This window comes from Segatella copri (assembly GCF_019249795.2).
Taxonomy (GTDB): domain Bacteria; phylum Bacteroidota; class Bacteroidia; order Bacteroidales; family Bacteroidaceae; genus Prevotella; species Prevotella copri_B.
Genome location: NZ_CP156891.1, coordinates 2,558,753 through 2,572,719, shown reverse-complemented (window position 1 = coordinate 2,572,719; position 13,967 = coordinate 2,558,753). Strand labels below are relative to the sequence as shown.

Here is a 13,967-nt window from a genome sequence, read left to right as displayed (position 1 = left end):
TTTCTCATTTCAAAAGAAAAAGATTAATATGCAGCAACACCACCCTGACGCGTATGGCCTGAATTCAAAAGACCATCATAGTGGCGCATAAGCAAATGACTCTCGACTTGTTGTAATGTGTCAATGACAACACCAACCAAAATCAATAGAGATGTACCTCCAAAGAATTGAGAGAAAGCTTGCTGTACATCGAGAAGTCCTGCTAATGCAGGCATGATTGCAATAAACGCAATAAATAACGAACCTGGTAAAGTAATACGAGACATTACGGTATCAATGTACTCAGCTGTATCCTTTCCTGGTTTTACGCCAGGAATGAAACCATTGTTACGTTTCATATCCTCAGCCATCTGAGTAGGATTCAATGTAATAGCTGTATAGAAATAAGTAAATGCAATAACCAAGATTACATAAACAACATTATATAGTAAGCTACGATTATCCATCAACTGCTGAACAACACTGCTAGCATTTTCAGACTGATAGCGAACTATCGCCAATGGAATAAACATTAAAGCCTGTGCAAAGATGATAGGCATTACGTTAGCTGCAAAAAGCTTCAAAGGAATGTACTGACGTGCACCACCATATTGCTTATTTCCAACCAAGCGTTTAGCATACTGAACAGGAATCTTACGTGTACCTTGTACCAAAAGTATTGAAGCACAAACTACAGCATAAAGGATAAGAATCTCTACAATAAACATAATAAGACCACCACCAGAAATTGCCTGCAAACGAGAAGTTACCTCCTGAACGAAAGCCTGTGGCAAACGGGCGATAATACCAATCATAATAATAAGAGAGATACCATTACCTACTCCCTTGTCAGTGATACGCTCACCTAACCAAAGGATAAACATACTTCCTGCAGCCAAGATAATTGTTGCCGGTATCATGAATACCGTCCAACTAATACCTGTGGCTAGAGCATTGGCAGCCTGCATTTTCAAATTCAAAAGGTAACTAGGAGCCTGAAAGACCAAAATGGCCACAGTCAGGACTCTAGTATACCATTGTATTTTTTTGCGGCCGCTCTCGCCCTCGCGCTGCATCTTCTGGAAATAAGGTACAGCAATAGCAAGAAGCTGCATAACGATTGAAGCTGAGATATAAGGCATAATTCCGAGTGCAAAGATAGATGCATTGGAAAATGCACCACCAGAGAACATGTCCAATAGCGACATAAGACCGCCAGAGGTCTGCGACTGAAGTTTTTCCAACATGCCCGGATTGATACCTGGAAGTACCACAAACGAGCCAAAACGGTAAATAGCCGTAAACAGAAGAGTAATGAGGAGTCTCTGACGGAGATCCTCTATCTTCCAACAGTTCTTTAGTGTCTCAATAAACTTTTTCATTTACTTAGATTATAGTTGCGTTACCACCTACTGCCTTGATTGCTTCTTCGGCAGTCTTTGAGAAAGCATTAGCTTCAACTTCCAATTTTGCTTTAAGTTCACCGTTACCGAGAACCTTTACAAGTTCCTTGCCGTTTGTGAGGCCAGCAGCCTTAAGTTCCTCAATACCGATTTTAGTAAGGTTCTTTGCTTCAGCAAGAGCCTGAAGAGTTGAAAGGTTTACTGCGAAGTACTCCTTATGGTTGATATTCTTAAAACCAGCCTTTGGAACACGACGCTGCAATGGCATCTGACCACCTTCGAAACCAATCTTTCTCTTATAACCAGAACGAGCCTTGGCACCCTTATGACCACGTGTAGAAGTACCACCGAGACCAGAACCTGGACCACGACCAATACGACGACGTGAATGGGTAGAACCTGCAGCAGGTTTCAAATTATTTAATTTCATAATCGTTCCTAATTTAAAAAGATTAATTAATCAACTACACTTACGAGGTGATGAACCTTACGGATCATACCACGGTTGCTAGGAGTATCCTCTACCTCAACAACCTGAGAAATCTTGTGGAGACCAAGACAAGCGAGAGTACGCTTCTGATCTACTGGAGCACCGATTTTACTCTTAATCTGCTTGATTTTAATTGTTGCCATATTCGATTTTTCCTAATTAACCGTTAAATACTTTATCCATACTGATACCACGCTCACCTGCTACAGTATAAGCATCACGCATCTCTGCAAGAGCAGCGATAGTAGCCTTCACAAGGTTATGGGCATTTGAAGAACCCTTAGACTTAGCGATGACATCCTTGATACCTACGCTCTCAAGTACTGCACGCATAGCACCACCGGCCTTCAAACCAGTACCGGCTGCAGCTGGCTTAATAAGAACCTTAGCACCACCAAATGAAGTTTCAACCTCATGAGGAACAGTACCCTTGAGTACAGGAACCTTTACCAAGTTCTTCTTAGCAGCTTCAGTACCCTTTGCGATAGCAGCAGTAACCTCACCTGCCTTACCAAGACCGTAGCCGATTACGCCATTACCGTCACCTACAACGACGATAGCAGCGAATGTGAAAGTACGACCACCCTTTGTAACCTTAGTTACACGGTTGATAGCAACCAAGCGATCCTTAAGTACTTCTTCGTTATTTACTTTTACTTTATCCATTGCCATAATCGTTTAAAATTTAAGACCACCATTACGAGCACCTTCAGCCAACTGCTTTACACGACCATGGTAAAGGTAACCATTACGGTCGAAAACTACTGCCTCAACGCCAGCAGCCTTAGCCTTCTCAGCAATGAGCTCGCCAACCTTAGTTGCCTGCTCCTGCTTAGGCATCTTCTCCAAACCGAGTGAAGAAGCTGATGCAAGTGTAGTGCCTGTCAAATCGTTAATAACCTGAGCGTAAATCTGCTTGTTAGAGCGGAATACACTAAGACGTGGACGCTCAGCTGTACCGTTCACACTCTTACGAATGCGGAACTTTATCTTAATTCGTCTTTCTACTTTCTTTGTTGTCATAATCGTAAATAATTAAAATTACTTAGCTGAAGCACTCTTACCAGACTTTCTGCGAATAACTTCACCCTTAAAGAGAATACCCTTACCTTTATAAGGCTCAGGCTTGCGGAAAGAACGAATTTTTGCACAAACGAGTCCCAACAACTGCTTGTCGCAAGACTCCAATGTCAAGATTGGGTTCTGGTTTCTTTCAGACTTAGTCTCAACCTTAATCTCCTTAGGCAACTGGATGAAAATAGGGTGAGTGTAACCCAAAGCAAACTCAATGATATTACCCTGGTTAGAAACACGATAACCAACACCTACCAATTCCAAAACCTTTGTATAACCAGCGCTTACACCAACAACCATGTTGTTAACGAGAGAGCGATACAAACCGTGGAAAGCCTGCTTCTGCTTAATATTTACAGGACTATTTTCATCGATTTCAAAGCTAATCTGACCATCTGCATTATTAAACTTGATAGATGGATCAATCCACTGAGAAAGTTCACCCTTAGGGCCCTTTACTGTACAAACATGAGAAGCCTCATCATAATTTACAGTAACACCTGCAGGGATACTAATTGGCAATTTTCCTATTCTAGACATATAAAAGCCTCCAATTAATAAATATAGCAAAGAACCTCACCACCGATCTTAAGATCAGAAGCTTCTTTGTCTGTCATTACACCTTTGGATGTAGATAAGATTGCAATACCTAATCCGTTAATAACTCTTGGCATGTCCTTGTAACCGGTATACTTACGCAAACCTGGAGTTGACACGCGCTTCAAACACTTGATAGCGTTTTGCTTTGTAGTTGGGTTGTACTTCAAGGCAACCTTAATTGAGCCCTGAGGGCCATCCTCTACAAACTTGTAATTGAGGATGTAACCTTTCTCGAAGAGGATCTTAGTGATCTCTTTCTTCAAGTTAGACGCAGGAACTTCTACAACACGGTGATGAGCCATGATTGCATTTCTGAGTCTTGTCAGATAATCTGCTATTGGATCTGTCATAAAATATAAATGTTTAATTAATCGGGACTACCCCGACAATATTAAATAAAAAAATATTCTTACCTTTGAAAGGATTACCAGCTAGCCTTCTTTACACCTGGAATCAAACCAGCAGAAGCCATCTCACGGAACTGGATACGAGAAATACCGAACTGACGGATATAACCCTTTGGACGACCAGTAATCTTGCAACGATTGTGAAGACGGATTGGGTTTGCATTCTTAGGGATAGCCTGAAGCTTACGAGCTGCCTCGTATGCTTCGGCTGGATCATTAGAAGTTGCAATAATCTTTTTCAGTGCTTCGCGCTTTTCAGCGTAACGAGCTACAAGCTTTGCACGCTTAACCTCGCGAGCTTTCATTGATTCTTTTGCCATATCTCTTAATCTTTATTTGCGTTCTTGAATGGAAGGCCAAAGGCCTTCAAAAGAGCAAAACCTTCTTCATCAGTCTTAGCTGTTGTTACGAAGGTAATATTCATACCCTGAATACGATCTATCTCATCGATATTAATCTCAGGGAAGATAATCTGCTCTGTGATACCTAATGTATAGTTACCACGACCATCAAACTTGCTCTCAATACCCTTGAAGTCGCGAATACGAGGAAGAGAAACACGAACGAGCTTCTCCAAGAACTCGTACATACGCTCACGACGCAATGTTACCATAACACCGATAGGCATCTTCTTACGAAGCTTGAAGTTTGCAATATCCTTTTTAGAATATGTAGCAACAGCCTTCTGACCGGTGATAGCAGTAATCTCATTGATTGCTACATCAACAATTTTCTTGTCCTGAGTAGCATCACCAAGACCCTGATTGATGACAATCTTCTTCAATACTGGAATCTCCATAGCTGAAGAGTAGTTGAACTGCTTCTGAAGAGCAGGAGCGATTGTCTCCTTATATACTTTCTTTAACTGTGCTGTATCCATTACTTGATTTCCTCCCCTGACTTTTTAGCGATGCGAACAACGTTTTTACCCTCATGCTTGATAGCAACACGAGTAGCCTTGCCACTCTTAGGATCAATCAAACTCAAATTTGAGATATGAATAGGAGCCTCCTGCTTAACAATACCTCCCTGAGGATTCTTAGCAGATGGCTTAGTGCTCTTAGAAACCATGTGCACACCTTCTACGATAGCACGGTTCTCCTCAACGAGGACCTTAAGCACCTTACCAGTCTTGCCCTTATCTGCACCAGCAATAACGATAACGGTATCGTCTTTCTTAATATGTAACTTACTCATTACTTCTTACTTTTTAAATATTAAAGAACCTCAGGTGCTAAAGAAACGACTTTCATATTTACTGCACGAAGCTCACGAGCAACAGGACCGAAGATACGGCTACCACGAAGCTCACCTGCATTGTTAAGCAATACACAAGCGTTGTCATCGAAACGGATGTAAGAACCATCTGCACGACGAATTTCCTTCTTTGTGCGAACAATCAAAGCCTTTGATACTGCACCCTTCTTCAAATCACTTGATGGGATAACGTTCTTGACTGCAACAACAATAACGTCACCAACGCTAGCGTAACGACGGCCTGTACCACCGAGAACTCGAATGCAAAGAGCCTCACGAGCACCGCTGTTATCACATACTGTAAGTCTTGATTCAGTCTGTATCATAATTACTTAGCTTTTTCAACAATTTGTACTAATCTCCATCTCTTTGTCTTAGACAGAGGACGAGTCTCCATGATCATAACTGTATCACCTACGTTAGCCTCATTATTCTCGTCATGTGCATGGTACTTCTTTGTCTTCTGGACAAATTTACCATAAATAGGGTGCATCTCCTTGAACTTAGCTGCAATAACAATGGTTTTATCCATCTTGTTGCTAATAACAACACCCTGTCTTACTTTTCTTAAATTTCTTGTTTCCATCTGGACCATTATTATTTGTTAAGTTCTCTCTGACGAAGTTCAGTTTTCATACGTGCAATATCACGACGAGCAACCTTAATCTCTGATGGATTCTCAAGTGGAGTTACATTATGATTGATCTTCTTCTTGTTCAAAGCATCAACAGCTGCCTCCAACTTCTCAACCAATTCTTTGGTCTCGATATTTTTAATTTCTGCAATCTTCATAATTAAGCGTTTTTATCGTAATCACGTCTAACAATAAACTTAGTCTTAACAGGAAGTTTCTGAGCGCAAAGGCGAAGACCTTCTTTTGCAATATCGAAACTAACTCCTTCAACTTCGAAGAGAATTCTACCTGGTGTAACAGGTGCAACCCATCCTGCTGGATCACCCTTACCTTTACCCATACGGACATCAGCAGGCTTGCGAGTGATTGGCTTATCAGGGAAAATTCTAATCCAGACCTGACCTTGACGGTTCATATAGCGGTTCAATGCTACACGAGCTGCCTCAATCTGACGACTATCGATCCACTTTGATTCAAGAGTTTTGATACCAAAAGAACCGAAAGCCAATTGTGTACCTCTGTGAGCGTTGCCTTTGTTGCCACGACCATCTTGAGGTCTTCTATATTTAACTCTTTTTGGCTGTAACATGATAGCTTTCTAAAATTTAACGGTTATTGTTTCTTTTACGATTACCACCACGGTTGTTAGAGCGACCGTTACCACGGTTGTTGCTCTTATTGTCCTGTGAGAAGTTTGGAGTAAGATCAGCCTTACCATAAACCTCACCACGGCAAATCCAAACCTTAATACCAAGCAAACCTACCTTTGTAAGTGCCTCGCACTGGCAATAGTCGATGTCTGCGCGGAATGTATGAAGAGGAGTACGACCCTCTTTGTACATTTCTTTACGTGCCATTTCAGCACCATTCAGACGACCTGTAATCTGTACCTTGATACCCTCAGCGCCAGCACGCATGGTGTTAGCAACTGCCATCTTGATAGCGCGACGATAAGCAATCATGTGCTCAATCTGAGTCGCAATATTCTTACCAACGATAGTAGCATCAAGCTCAGGCTTTTTAACCTCGAAGATGTTGATCTGAATATCTTTCTTATAAAGCTTCTTCAACTCTTCCTTCAACTTATCAACATCCTGACCACCTTTACCAATGACAATACCTGGACGGGCTGTACAAATAGTAATGGTAACAAGTTTCAATGTACGTTCGATAATAATACGAGAAATGCTTGCTTTAGCAAGACGCTCGTTAAGATACTTACGGATTTTCTGATCCTCAACGAGGTTATCACCGAAGTTCTTACCACCGAACCAATTTGAATCCCAACCACGGATAACACCAAGTCGGTTACTAATCGGATTAACTTTCTGTCCCATTCTACTTAATTATTTTTCGTCATTAGTTTTTGCATCAACAAAAAGAGTTACATGGTTAGAACGCTTACGAATTCTATAACCACGACCCTGTGGTGCAGGTCTCATACGTTTCATTGTAACGCCTTCGTCAACGAAGACCTTACTGATATAAAGCTCACCGTCTTCAGCCTTGCGATTATTCTTAGCTTCCCAGTTAGCGATAGCTGAACGAAGTAATTTCTCTACATCAGCTGATGCCTGCTTCTTAGAGAAGCGAAGTACTCCGAGTGCACGGTTAACCTCCATACCACGAATCATGTCTACTACATAGCGCATCTTACGTGGAGAAGAAGGAACGCCTACCAACTTTGCGAAGTACAAGTTTTTACGGGCTTCTTTCAATTTCTCAGCCGCAATATGTTTTCTTGCTCCCATTATTTACTTAAATTTTAAATGGTTTAACCCTTAGCTTACTTTCTGTTACCAGAGTGACCGCCAAAGCGACGTGTTGGAGCAAACTCTCCAAGCTTGTGGCCAACCATATTCTCTGTAACATAAACAGGGATAAATTTGTTACCGTTATGAACTGCAACAGTATGTCCTACGAAATCAGGAGATATCATTGAAGCTCTAGCCCATGTCTTAACAACATTCTTCTTGCCACTCTCGTTCATAGCGAGAATCTTCTTCTCGAGAGAAACGTTGATGTATGGACCTTTTTTAAGTGAACGACTCATAATTTACTCTTTATTTTTTGTTAGCTCTTTCGATAATATACTTGTTAGAAAGCTTCTTAGGTGCGCGAGTCTTAAGACCCTTAGCGTACAAGCCCTTACGTGAACGTGGGTGACCACCACTCTGGCGACCTTCACCACCACCCATTGGGTGATCAACAGGGTTCATAACAACACCACGGTTGTGTGGACGACGACCCAACCAGCGAGAACGTCCAGCCTTACCAGACTGTTCAAGAGCGTGGTCAGAGTTACCAACACTACCAACTGTAGCTTTACAAGCACTCAAAATCTGGCGTGTTTCACCAGAAGGGAGCTTAATTACACAATAACTGCCCTCACGAGAAGTCAACTGAGCAAAATTACCAGCCGAACGAACCAACAAAGCACCCTGACCAGGACGCAACTCGATGTTGTGAATCACTGTACCTACAGGGATGTTTGCCAAAGGAAGACAGTTACCAATCTCAGGAGCAGCTTCTGCACCTGACATCAAAGTAGCGCCTACCTCAAGTCCGTTAGGAGCAATAATGTAACGTTTTTCACCATCAGCGTAGTAAAGCAATGCGATACGAGCCGAACGGTTTGGATCGTACTCGATTGTCTTAACAACTGCTGGAACACCATCTTTCTCACGTTTGAAGTCGATTAAACGATACTTCTGCTTGTGACCACCGCCAATGTAGCGAACGGTCATCTTACCGGTGTTGTTTCGACCGCCGGTAGAACGTTTACCGTAAACGAGAGACTTCTCTGGCACGGATGCAGTAATATCCTCGAACGTGCCAATAACTTTGTGTCTTTGACCCGGAGTAACCGGTTTTAATTTACGTACTGCCATTTTTTATTTTAAATATTGCTGTAAAAATCAATTGTATCGCCCTCCTTAAGAGTAACGATTGCCTTCTTGAACGCATTCTTCTGACCCTTAACAAGACCTGCCTTAGTGTAACGGGCAGAGCGCTTGCCAGCGTAACGAATAGTGTTCACGTCAACTACTGTAACATTATACAGACTCTCAACTTCCTTCTTAATCTCGAGCTTATTAGCCTCAGGACGAACAACGAAGCCATAGCGGTTAGGCTGCTTGTCTGTAATCTTGGTCATCTTCTCAGTAACCAATGGTTTGATAATAAATGCCATATTCTAATATCTCCTTTATTTTGTTAAGATCTGGTCGATAGTCTCCAGCGACTTTTCTGTAATCACTACTACATCAGCGTTCAAAACTTTGTACGAATTGACGTTAGATGCGAGGATAACCTCAGCTCGCTGTAAGTTACGTGCAGACAAATATACGTTTTTATTTGATTCTGGCAAAACGAAGAGCACTTTTTTGCCCTCAATTTTAAGATTCTTAATAATACTTAAGAATTCTTTAGTCTTTGGAGCCTCAAATGTAAAGTCTTCCAACATTACAATTGCGCTTTCCTGTGCCTTATAAGACAGAGCAGACTTACGAGCAAGAATCTTTACTTTTTTGTTGAGCTTGAAGCGGTAATCACGTGGCTTAGGACCAAAAACGCGAGCACCACCTACGAGTACAGGTGAGTTAATATCACCACGGCGAGCACCACCGCCGCCCTTCTGACGACCAAGCTTACGAGTAGAACCGCTCATCTCGCTTCTCTCCTTAGACTTAGCTGTACCCTGACGCTGGTTAGCGAGATACTGCTTTACGTCAAGATAGAGAACGTGATCGTTAGGCTCAATGCCGAAGACTGCATCATTAAGAGCTACCTTGCGGCCGGTCTCCTGACCTTTGATATCTAATACGCTAACTTCCATTATTTCTCAATTAAAACAGTTGAACCTTTGCATCCAGCGAAAGAACCCTTAACAATAAGAAGATTCTGCTCTGGAATTACCTTTAACACCTGAAGGTTCTGAGTTGTAACTCTGTCACCTCCCATTTGGCCGCCCATGCGCATACCCTTGAATACCTTTGCAGGGTAAGAACAAGCACCAATAGATCCCGGCTTACGAGCGCGGTCATCCTGACCGTGAGTAGACTGACCTACACCACCGAATCCGTGACGCTTAACAACGCCCTGGAAGCCTTTACCCTTTGATGTACCAATTACATCAACGAACTTGCAATCGTTGAAGATTTCAACTGTAATTGTGTCACCGAGGTTGTACTCCTCATCAAACTTGAACTCGGCCAAGTGCTTCTTAGGTGTTGTGCCTGCCTTCTTGAAGATTCCCATCATAGGCTGAGAAGTACGCTTCTCCTTTGCCTCTTCGAAACCTAACTGATAAGCCTTGTAACCATCCTTTTCTACAGTTTTCACCTGGGTTACAACACAAGGACCTACTTCGATAACAGTGCACGGAATATTCTTACCGTCGGCACTGAAAACGGATGTCATTCCGATTTTCTTTCCAATTAATCCTGGCATTTCAATTTAATTTAAATAATTAGACTTTGATTTCTACTTCTACACCACTTGGCAATTCAAGCTTCATCAAGGCATCAACTGTCTTAGCTGTTGAGCTGTAGATGTCAATGAGACGCTTGAAATCTGAGAGCTGGAACTGCTCGCGAGACTTCTTGTTAACGAAAGTACTGCGGTTTACAGTAAAAATACGCTTGTGTGTTGGCAATGGAATAGGACCACTAACGATAGCGCCTGTTGCCTTTACAGCCTTCACAATCTTCTCAGCTGACTTGTCAACCAACTGGTGGTCGTAAGACTTCAGCTTAATTCTGATTTTCTGACTCATTTTTAAAATTAAGTTATTATTATATGAATTATTTAGTCTAATGGAAGAAGAGGTACGCTGCTTAAGAGTCATTCGCTAAGCAGCGCCTCATCTTACCGTTATTTCTTTGTTATTAAAGAAGATCTGCGTGACCCTTAACCTCCTCCAACACAGCCTTAGCAATTGTTGAAGAAAGAGGTGCATGATGATCGTACTCCATAGAACTTGTTGCACGACCAGAAGTGATAGTACGCAAAGCTGTTACATAACCGAACATCTCAGCCAATGGAACCATTGCCTTTACGATGCGAGCACCGCTACGACCTTCTTCCATACCCTGAACGAGACCACGGCGCTTGTTCAAGTCACCGATTACGTCACCCATGTTCTCTTCTGGAGTAACAACCTCTACCTTCATGATAGGCTCCATCAAAACTGGACCAGCCTTAGGGCAAAGTACCTTGAATGCCTGATGTGCTACCAACTCGAATGACAACTGGTCAGAGTCAACTGGGTGGAAGCTACCATCGGTCAAAGTCACCTTCAAACCTGTCATTGGGAAGCCACCGAGTACACCATTTGACAAGCAATCAGCGAAGCCCTTCTGTACAGATGGGATGAATTCCTTAGGAACGTTACCACCCTTAACCTCGTTTATGAACTGCAAGTCGCCTTCCTTGTAATCCTCGTCCTTAGGACCGATGGTTACATCGATACAAGCAAACTTACCACGACCACCAGACTGCTTCTTATAAGTTTCACGGCTCTGAGCTGTCTTAGTGATAGCCTCCTTGTAGTTAACCTGAGGCTTACCCTGATTACACTCAACCTTGAACTCACGCTTCAAACGGTCGATGATGATATCCAAGTGGAGCTCACCCATACCAGAGATAATTGTCTGACCGCTCTGCTCGTCGGTACGAACTGTGAAGGTTGGATCCTCCTCAGCCAACTTAGCGAGACCATTATCCATCTTAGCGATGTCTGCCTGGCTCTTTGGCTCTACTGCGATAGAAATCACAGTATCAGGGAATGTCATAGACTCCAATACGATTGGGTGTTCCTCGTCACAGAGTGTATCACCTGTACGGATATCCTTGAAACCTACACCTGCACCGATATCACCAGCATCGATAGACTCCATTGGGATTTCCTGCTTAGAGTTCATCTGGAACAGACGGCTGATACGCTCGCGCTTGCCAGAACGTGGGTTGTAAACATAAGAACCAGCAACGACCTTACCTGAGTAAACGCGGAAGAATACCAAGCGGCCCATGAATGGGTCAGTAGCAATCTTAAATGCGAGAGCAGATGTTGGTTCATCCTCAGATGGTTTACGATCCTCTTCCTCCTCTGTATCAGGGTTAGTACCGATGATATTTGGAGTATCCATTGGTGAAGGCAAGAATGCACATACATAGTCGAGCAATGGCTGAACACCCTTGTTCTTGTATGAAGAACCGAGCAACATTGGGCAGCACTCCATAGCACAGCAACCCTTACGGATAGCAGCAAGAAGCTTTTCTTCTGGAATATCCTTACCATCGAGATAAAGTTCCATAACCTCATCATCGAAGTTTGCAGCACCCTCAAGGAGCTTATCACGCCACTCAGCAGCCTCGTCAGCCAAGTCTGCAGGGATATCCTCTACATCATACTCAGCACCCATAGTCTCATCGTGCCAAAGGATAGCCTTCATCTTAATGAGGTCAACTACACCCTTGAAGTTCTCCTCTGCACCAATAGGAATCTGAATAGCAATTGGATTAGCGCCCAAGATATCCTTCATCTGCTGAACTGTCTCGAAGAAGTTAGCACCAGAACGGTCCATCTTGTTTACATAACCGATACGAGGTACATTATACTTATCAGCCTGACGCCATACAGTCTCAGACTGTGGCTGAACACCATCAGCTGCAGAATATGTAGCAACAGCACCATCAAGTACACGGAGAGAACGCTCAACCTCAGCAGTGAAGTCAACGTGTCCCGGAGTATCGATCAAGTTGATCTTATAAGACTTACCGAGATAGTTCCAGTTACAAGTTGTAGCCGCAGAAGTGATAGTAATACCACGCTCCTGCTCCTGGGCCATCCAGTCCATTGTAGCAGCACCATCGTGTACCTCACCAATCTTATGAGTCTTACCTGTATAGAACAAAATACGCTCAGAAGTTGTTGTCTTACCAGCATCGATATGCGCCATGATACCGATGTTACGAGTCAAATGTAAATCGCGATTTGCCATTTTCTTTTAACTATATTATATATTAAATTAGAATCTAAAGTGAGCGAACGCACGGTTAGCCTCAGCCATACGATGCATATCCTCCTTACGCTTAAATGCACCACCCTGATTATTAAAAGCATCCATAATCTCTGCAGCAAGCTTATCAGCCATAGTCTTACCACCGCGCTTACGTGCAAAAAGAATAAGATTCTTCATAGAAATACTCTCCTTACGATCAGGACGAATCTCTGTAGGAACCTGGAAGGTTGCACCACCGATACGACGGCTCTTAACCTCTACCTGAGGAGTAATATTATCAAGTGCCTGCTTCCAGATTTCAAGAGCAGACTTTTCCTCGTTAGACATCTTAGCCTTTACAATGTCAAGTGCATTGTAGAAAATCTCATAAGATGTATTCTTCTTTCCATCATACATCAAATGATTTACGAACTTTGAGACCTTCTGGTCATTAAAGACAGGATCTGGAAGGATCACTCTCTTCTTTGGTTTTGCTTTTCTCATTTTAAATAAAACTTTTTTTAATTCTGCATGGGGCTGTATAATGTTCTTCAACGCTCGCACCCGAGCATTTACTCAACCTGATTACTTCTCCAGCAAAACTTTTATTAAATATTTTAACCCCAACTCCCGACCTTCTCCGACCGTGAGTCTGCGGTTTTGTCTAAAATTTAAGAAGCTATATTACTTCTTTGCCTTAGGACGCTTAGCTCCGTACTTAGAACGACGCTGTGTACGATTCGCAACACCTGCAGTATCAAGTGTACCACGAACAATGTGATAACGTACACCAGGAAGGTCCTTTACACGACCACCGCGAACCAAAACAATTGAGTGCTCCTGCAAGTTGTGACCCTCTCCTGGAATATAAGAGTTTACTTCCTTTGAGTTTGTCAAACGTACACGTGCAACTTTACGCATTGCTGAATTAGGCTTCTTAGGAGTTGTTGTATAAACACGAACACAAACACCACGACGCTGAGGACAAGAATCCAAAGCTGGTGACTTGCTCTTGTCTACAAGAACTCGTCTGCCTTTTCTTACTAACTGTGAAATAGTAGGCATAATTTTACTTTTTAATTTATATATTTATTTTTATTTATTGTCTTATTTCGATGT

25 protein-coding genes are annotated in these 13,967 nt (G+C 42.5%); all 25 read right to left on the bottom strand.

From position 1 onward, the window contains the following. Positions 1 to 23: 23 nt before the first annotated feature. The 25 genes from secY to rpsL all read right to left on the bottom strand — a co-directional run bounded on the left by secY (position 24) and on the right by rpsL (position 13,913). On the bottom strand, positions 24 to 1,361 hold the full coding sequence (gene secY / locus KUA48_RS10850; RefSeq protein WP_118152791.1) for a preprotein translocase subunit SecY: 1,338 nt from the start codon (positions 1,359 to 1,361) through the stop codon (positions 24 to 26). 4 nt (positions 1,362 to 1,365) lie between these two features. Next, the gene (rplO, locus tag KUA48_RS10845) at positions 1,366 to 1,812 is read right to left on the bottom strand and encodes a 50S ribosomal protein L15 (RefSeq protein ID WP_006848817.1); all 447 of its coding nucleotides are present in this window, start codon (positions 1,810 to 1,812) and stop codon (positions 1,366 to 1,368) included. 26 nt (positions 1,813 to 1,838) lie between these two features. Beyond that, the gene (rpmD, locus tag KUA48_RS10840; protein WP_006848818.1) at positions 1,839 to 2,015 is read right to left on the bottom strand and encodes a 50S ribosomal protein L30; all 177 of its coding nucleotides are present in this window, start codon (positions 2,013 to 2,015) and stop codon (positions 1,839 to 1,841) included. 16 nt (positions 2,016 to 2,031) lie between these two features. Continuing rightward, positions 2,032 to 2,544 (bottom strand): 30S ribosomal protein S5, encoded by a 513-nt coding sequence (gene rpsE / locus KUA48_RS10835; protein WP_006848819.1) that lies wholly within the window; start codon positions 2,542 to 2,544, stop codon positions 2,032 to 2,034. Positions 2,545 to 2,550: 6 nt separating this feature from the next. After that, positions 2,551 to 2,895, bottom strand: coding sequence for a 50S ribosomal protein L18 (gene rplR / locus KUA48_RS10830; RefSeq protein ID WP_022122151.1), 345 nt, complete (start codon positions 2,893 to 2,895; stop codon positions 2,551 to 2,553). Positions 2,896 to 2,913: 18 nt separating this feature from the next. Next, on the bottom strand, positions 2,914 to 3,486 hold the full coding sequence (rplF, locus tag KUA48_RS10825) for a 50S ribosomal protein L6 (protein ID WP_118152789.1): 573 nt from the start codon (positions 3,484 to 3,486) through the stop codon (positions 2,914 to 2,916). Positions 3,487 to 3,500: 14 nt separating this feature from the next. Then, positions 3,501 to 3,896, bottom strand: coding sequence for a 30S ribosomal protein S8 (rpsH, locus tag KUA48_RS10820; protein ID WP_006848822.1), 396 nt, complete (start codon positions 3,894 to 3,896; stop codon positions 3,501 to 3,503). Between the two features lie 74 nt (positions 3,897 to 3,970). Then, positions 3,971 to 4,273 carry a 30S ribosomal protein S14 gene (gene rpsN, locus KUA48_RS10815; protein WP_006848823.1) on the bottom strand — a complete coding sequence of 101 codons (303 nt, stop codon included), beginning with the start codon at positions 4,271 to 4,273 and terminating at the stop codon, positions 3,971 to 3,973. A gap of 5 nt (positions 4,274 to 4,278) precedes the next feature. Then, positions 4,279 to 4,833 carry a 50S ribosomal protein L5 gene (gene rplE, locus KUA48_RS10810; protein WP_022122149.1) on the bottom strand — a complete coding sequence of 185 codons (555 nt, stop codon included), beginning with the start codon at positions 4,831 to 4,833 and terminating at the stop codon, positions 4,279 to 4,281. Beyond that, positions 4,833 to 5,150, bottom strand: coding sequence for a 50S ribosomal protein L24 (gene rplX / locus KUA48_RS10805; RefSeq protein WP_006848825.1), 318 nt, complete (start codon positions 5,148 to 5,150; stop codon positions 4,833 to 4,835). The genes rplE and rplX overlap by 1 nt, the downstream gene beginning before the upstream one ends. A 20-nt stretch (positions 5,151 to 5,170) precedes the next feature. Next, on the bottom strand, positions 5,171 to 5,536 hold the full coding sequence (gene rplN / locus KUA48_RS10800; protein WP_006848826.1) for a 50S ribosomal protein L14: 366 nt from the start codon (positions 5,534 to 5,536) through the stop codon (positions 5,171 to 5,173). A gap of 2 nt (positions 5,537 to 5,538) precedes the next feature. Next, complete coding sequence (rpsQ, locus tag KUA48_RS10795) at positions 5,539 to 5,805, bottom strand: 30S ribosomal protein S17 (protein ID WP_006848827.1); 267 nt, start codon at positions 5,803 to 5,805, stop codon at positions 5,539 to 5,541. A 2-nt stretch (positions 5,806 to 5,807) separates the two neighbouring features. After that, positions 5,808 to 6,002 carry a 50S ribosomal protein L29 gene (rpmC, locus tag KUA48_RS10790; RefSeq protein WP_006848828.1) on the bottom strand — a complete coding sequence of 65 codons (195 nt, stop codon included), beginning with the start codon at positions 6,000 to 6,002 and terminating at the stop codon, positions 5,808 to 5,810. Between the two features lie 2 nt (positions 6,003 to 6,004). Next, positions 6,005 to 6,433 (bottom strand): 50S ribosomal protein L16, encoded by a 429-nt coding sequence (gene rplP / locus KUA48_RS10785; protein ID WP_006848829.1) that lies wholly within the window; start codon positions 6,431 to 6,433, stop codon positions 6,005 to 6,007. Between the two features lie 16 nt (positions 6,434 to 6,449). Further along, positions 6,450 to 7,181 carry a 30S ribosomal protein S3 gene (gene rpsC / locus KUA48_RS10780; RefSeq protein WP_006848830.1) on the bottom strand — a complete coding sequence of 244 codons (732 nt, stop codon included), beginning with the start codon at positions 7,179 to 7,181 and terminating at the stop codon, positions 6,450 to 6,452. Between the two features lie 9 nt (positions 7,182 to 7,190). Further along, positions 7,191 to 7,595, bottom strand: a complete 405-nt coding sequence (gene rplV, locus KUA48_RS10775; RefSeq protein WP_006848831.1) for a 50S ribosomal protein L22 — start codon at positions 7,593 to 7,595, stop codon at positions 7,191 to 7,193. Positions 7,596 to 7,630: 35 nt separating this feature from the next. Then, on the bottom strand, positions 7,631 to 7,897 hold the full coding sequence (gene rpsS, locus KUA48_RS10770) for a 30S ribosomal protein S19 (RefSeq protein ID WP_006848832.1): 267 nt from the start codon (positions 7,895 to 7,897) through the stop codon (positions 7,631 to 7,633). A gap of 10 nt (positions 7,898 to 7,907) precedes the next feature. Beyond that, positions 7,908 to 8,735: a 50S ribosomal protein L2 gene (gene rplB, locus KUA48_RS10765; RefSeq protein WP_022122147.1), complete on the bottom strand. Its 828-nt coding sequence runs from the start codon at positions 8,733 to 8,735 to the stop codon at positions 7,908 to 7,910. 8 nt (positions 8,736 to 8,743) lie between these two features. Beyond that, positions 8,744 to 9,037, bottom strand: a complete 294-nt coding sequence (gene rplW, locus KUA48_RS10760; protein WP_006848834.1) for a 50S ribosomal protein L23 — start codon at positions 9,035 to 9,037, stop codon at positions 8,744 to 8,746. 15 nt (positions 9,038 to 9,052) lie between these two features. Further along, on the bottom strand, positions 9,053 to 9,682 hold the full coding sequence (gene rplD / locus KUA48_RS10755) for a 50S ribosomal protein L4 (RefSeq protein WP_022122146.1): 630 nt from the start codon (positions 9,680 to 9,682) through the stop codon (positions 9,053 to 9,055). Next, positions 9,682 to 10,296 carry a 50S ribosomal protein L3 gene (rplC, locus tag KUA48_RS10750; protein WP_022122145.1) on the bottom strand — a complete coding sequence of 205 codons (615 nt, stop codon included), beginning with the start codon at positions 10,294 to 10,296 and terminating at the stop codon, positions 9,682 to 9,684. Before rplC ends, rplD begins: the two co-directional genes overlap by 1 nt. Before the next feature lie 19 nt (positions 10,297 to 10,315). Continuing rightward, positions 10,316 to 10,621 (bottom strand): 30S ribosomal protein S10, encoded by a 306-nt coding sequence (gene rpsJ / locus KUA48_RS10745; protein ID WP_006283658.1) that lies wholly within the window; start codon positions 10,619 to 10,621, stop codon positions 10,316 to 10,318. Between the two features lie 112 nt (positions 10,622 to 10,733). Continuing rightward, entirely contained in the window at positions 10,734 to 12,848 is a 2,115-nt protein-coding gene (gene fusA / locus KUA48_RS10740; RefSeq protein ID WP_022122144.1) for an elongation factor G, read from the bottom strand. 27 nt (positions 12,849 to 12,875) lie between these two features. Beyond that, on the bottom strand, positions 12,876 to 13,352 hold the full coding sequence (gene rpsG, locus KUA48_RS10735) for a 30S ribosomal protein S7 (RefSeq protein ID WP_006848838.1): 477 nt from the start codon (positions 13,350 to 13,352) through the stop codon (positions 12,876 to 12,878). Positions 13,353 to 13,532: 180 nt separating this feature from the next. Next, positions 13,533 to 13,913, bottom strand: a complete 381-nt coding sequence (rpsL, locus tag KUA48_RS10730) for a 30S ribosomal protein S12 (RefSeq protein ID WP_006848839.1) — start codon at positions 13,911 to 13,913, stop codon at positions 13,533 to 13,535. Positions 13,914 to 13,967: the final 54 nt, after the last annotated feature.

Coding starts and splice junctions, on each gene's coding strand:
- secY (WP_118152791.1), bottom strand. CDS start 1,361: ATGAAAAAGTTTATTGAGACACTAAAGAACTGTTGGAAGATAGAGGAT.
- rplO (WP_006848817.1), bottom strand. CDS start 1,812: ATGAAATTAAATAATTTGAAACCTGCTGCAGGTTCTACCCATTCACGT.
- rpmD (WP_006848818.1), bottom strand. CDS start 2,015: ATGGCAACAATTAAAATCAAGCAGATTAAGAGTAAAATCGGTGCTCCA.
- rpsE (WP_006848819.1), bottom strand. CDS start 2,544: ATGGCAATGGATAAAGTAAAAGTAAATAACGAAGAAGTACTTAAGGAT.
- rplR (WP_022122151.1), bottom strand. CDS start 2,895: ATGACAACAAAGAAAGTAGAAAGACGAATTAAGATAAAGTTCCGCATT.
- rplF (WP_118152789.1), bottom strand. CDS start 3,486: ATGTCTAGAATAGGAAAATTGCCAATTAGTATCCCTGCAGGTGTTACT.
- rpsH (WP_006848822.1), bottom strand. CDS start 3,896: ATGACAGATCCAATAGCAGATTATCTGACAAGACTCAGAAATGCAATC.
- rpsN (WP_006848823.1), bottom strand. CDS start 4,273: ATGGCAAAAGAATCAATGAAAGCTCGCGAGGTTAAGCGTGCAAAGCTT.
- rplE (WP_022122149.1), bottom strand. CDS start 4,833: ATGGATACAGCACAGTTAAAGAAAGTATATAAGGAGACAATCGCTCCT.
- rplX (WP_006848825.1), bottom strand. CDS start 5,150: ATGAGTAAGTTACATATTAAGAAAGACGATACCGTTATCGTTATTGCT.
- rplN (WP_006848826.1), bottom strand. CDS start 5,536: ATGATACAGACTGAATCAAGACTTACAGTATGTGATAACAGCGGTGCT.
- rpsQ (WP_006848827.1), bottom strand. CDS start 5,805: ATGGTCCAGATGGAAACAAGAAATTTAAGAAAAGTAAGACAGGGTGTT.
- rpmC (WP_006848828.1), bottom strand. CDS start 6,002: ATGAAGATTGCAGAAATTAAAAATATCGAGACCAAAGAATTGGTTGAG.
- rplP (WP_006848829.1), bottom strand. CDS start 6,433: ATGTTACAGCCAAAAAGAGTTAAATATAGAAGACCTCAAGATGGTCGT.
- rpsC (WP_006848830.1), bottom strand. CDS start 7,181: ATGGGACAGAAAGTTAATCCGATTAGTAACCGACTTGGTGTTATCCGT.
- rplV (WP_006848831.1), bottom strand. CDS start 7,595: ATGGGAGCAAGAAAACATATTGCGGCTGAGAAATTGAAAGAAGCCCGT.
- rpsS (WP_006848832.1), bottom strand. CDS start 7,897: ATGAGTCGTTCACTTAAAAAAGGTCCATACATCAACGTTTCTCTCGAG.
- rplB (WP_022122147.1), bottom strand. CDS start 8,735: ATGGCAGTACGTAAATTAAAACCGGTTACTCCGGGTCAAAGACACAAA.
- rplW (WP_006848834.1), bottom strand. CDS start 9,037: ATGGCATTTATTATCAAACCATTGGTTACTGAGAAGATGACCAAGATT.
- rplD (WP_022122146.1), bottom strand. CDS start 9,682: ATGGAAGTTAGCGTATTAGATATCAAAGGTCAGGAGACCGGCCGCAAG.
- rplC (WP_022122145.1), bottom strand. CDS start 10,296: ATGCCAGGATTAATTGGAAAGAAAATCGGAATGACATCCGTTTTCAGT.
- rpsJ (WP_006283658.1), bottom strand. CDS start 10,621: ATGAGTCAGAAAATCAGAATTAAGCTGAAGTCTTACGACCACCAGTTG.
- fusA (WP_022122144.1), bottom strand. CDS start 12,848: ATGGCAAATCGCGATTTACATTTGACTCGTAACATCGGTATCATGGCG.
- rpsG (WP_006848838.1), bottom strand. CDS start 13,352: ATGAGAAAAGCAAAACCAAAGAAGAGAGTGATCCTTCCAGATCCTGTC.
- rpsL (WP_006848839.1), bottom strand. CDS start 13,913: ATGCCTACTATTTCACAGTTAGTAAGAAAAGGCAGACGAGTTCTTGTA.